Annotated in this window: 2 protein-coding genes and 1 pseudogene; 2 read left to right on the top strand and 1 reads right to left on the bottom strand. The window is 48.3% G+C overall.

Going from position 1 to position 1894, the window contains the following annotated elements:
• Nucleotides 1–34: 34 nt before the first annotated feature.
• Nucleotides 35–883 carry a pyridoxal phosphate-dependent aminotransferase gene (locus IE105_RS15235; protein WP_233354218.1) on the bottom strand — a complete coding sequence of 283 codons (849 nt, stop codon included), beginning with the start codon at nt 881–883 and terminating at the stop codon, nt 35–37.
• Nucleotides 884–1060: 177 nt separating this feature from the next.
• Here IE105_RS15235 and IE105_RS15755 point away from each other — a divergent pair.
• Nucleotides 1061–1578, top strand: a pseudogene (locus IE105_RS15755) (DDE-type integrase/transposase/recombinase); the annotation flags it as partial.
• A 130-nt stretch (nt 1579–1708) separates the two neighbouring features.
• A partial coding sequence (locus IE105_RS15225) for a hypothetical protein (protein WP_233354219.1) occupies nt 1709–1894 on the top strand: 186 nt, incomplete at its 3' end.

Genomic DNA, 1894 nt, shown 5'->3' with positions numbered 1-1894 from the left:
GTTGCAATACCGCAAAGCCGTCGCCTAATATCAATCAATAAAGGTGAGCAAAGTCTCTCTTGGCCCAGGCCGAAATCTGTGCCGTTTTATATGACGACGGACAGGCGGTGAGATACCCAACACGCCAACCATCCATTGAATATGCCTTCGTAAACGCAAAGCATGTAATCGTGCGTTCTCGCATACCTGCGAGAGAGGCTATACTAATATGTGGAACTTCACCGTAAGTTACCATCTCATACACCTCATCCGAGAGGACAAGAAGATCATATTGGATGGCGAGGTCCGCGATGATTTGCAACTCCTCGGCACTATACATTCGGCCAGTCGGGTTTGCAGGGTTAATGAGAATAATCATCCGCGTAGCAGGTGTGATGCTGCGCTCAATTAAATCGCGCTTAATGGAAAAATTGTCCTCAACATCTAGCATTGCGGGAACAACCCGCCCGCCCGCCATTTCGACCTTACCAATATGCTGCGGATAATATGGACCAAGTAAAATTACCTCATCCCCTGGGTCAACCGCTGCAAATATTGATGCAAAAGAAGCGTGCGTAAGGCCGTTGGTTACTAATATTTCGTCAGGGGCGGCTGTAATGCCGTTAAAATCTTTGAGCTTTTTCGATAAGGCTTCCCGCAAATGAGCTGAACCACGAAAATCGCCATAATGAACTATGCCGTCATCTAAAGCTTTTTTTGTCGCATCTTTTATGTGCTGCGGGGTATCTGCATGTGGTCTGCCTAATTCTAAATGAATAAGGTCAACGCCCTCTCTATCTAGTTCAGCTGCCCGCCCATACATACCAAAACTCTTTTCGGATGCTGTTGAAAACCTTTGCGCTGGCCATTTCATATTTTTTCTCCGGTGTTCAATAGCAATCATCTGGCAACATAACCATAATCACATGATTACGGTTGCGACCTGACTATTGGCAGAGACTGCAGCGGTCAAGAAAAATCATTTTTCTCTCCTGTCTTCGGATCGGGACATGAAAACATTCAGCTCGGTTATTCTTTCTACCGCCCACATCCTGAAGTATTCTTAGACCCAGTTTCTTCAATGCGGCGACATAAGAACCCATTTCGCTATTTCAAAACATCTCGCAAAGTCATCCAGCTGGCCGTGATGATGTATGTCCGGTTCCCGCTCTCGCTCCAAAACTTCGAAGATCTGCTTCATGAGCGCGGGATAGACGTCTGCCATGAGAATGTCCGGCTCTGGGTTGACCGGTTTGGACCCGTCTTCGCAAAGCAAATCCGATCTCGGCGCTCAACCTATATGCGTGAGCACACCCAATGGTCGCGACAGACAATCTCCGGTTTTACGGCGCTGCGATGCGCCATATCGGCAATCATAACTGCCAGAACACCAAGCGGTATGCCAATAATCGAGCGGAGAACTCACGCCGAGCGTTCCCACGGCGAGAGCGCGCCATGACTCGGTTCAGGCAAGCCTCAACCTTGCAGAAGTTCACCTCCACCCACGCCTCAGTTTACAATCACTTCAACCACCAAAGACATCTCGAAAAACGGACTTGTTTCAAAACCATGCGTGATGAGTCGCTCATCGAGTGGCGGGCTGATGTGTTAGAAATACGGCTATCGTCGTTTAAGCTGACAATGCCTAAAGGCTTACTTAACCACGCTTGCGCGCGATTATTTAACTTAGATACACTATTTATACCCAACGAATACATTTGGGGCTCCGATGACACACCTAGGAAAACTTTGCAGAAGTCTTGCGATAGCGACAACACTGACGGCTGTTTTACCAACTATTGCCTTTGCGAACGGCACTGCGGCGGGAACGAATGTGCAAAACACATTCACGCTCGACTATAAGGTCAGTGGAGTTGATCAGAACACGATCGACACGGGGGTGAGCGGGTCGAAC

This window comes from Algimonas arctica (genome assembly GCF_014652695.1).
GTDB classification, from domain to species: domain Bacteria; phylum Pseudomonadota; class Alphaproteobacteria; order Caulobacterales; family Maricaulaceae; genus Litorimonas; species Litorimonas arctica.
Note: the sequence above shows the minus strand (reverse complement) of the source record. Positions and strands in the feature narration are given on the sequence as shown.

Bases quoted from the DNA above. Each gene is read 5' to 3' on its own strand.
- IE105_RS15235 (WP_233354218.1), bottom strand. From the start codon at position 883: ATGATTGCTATTGAACACCGGAGAAAAAATATGAAATGGCCAGCGCAA.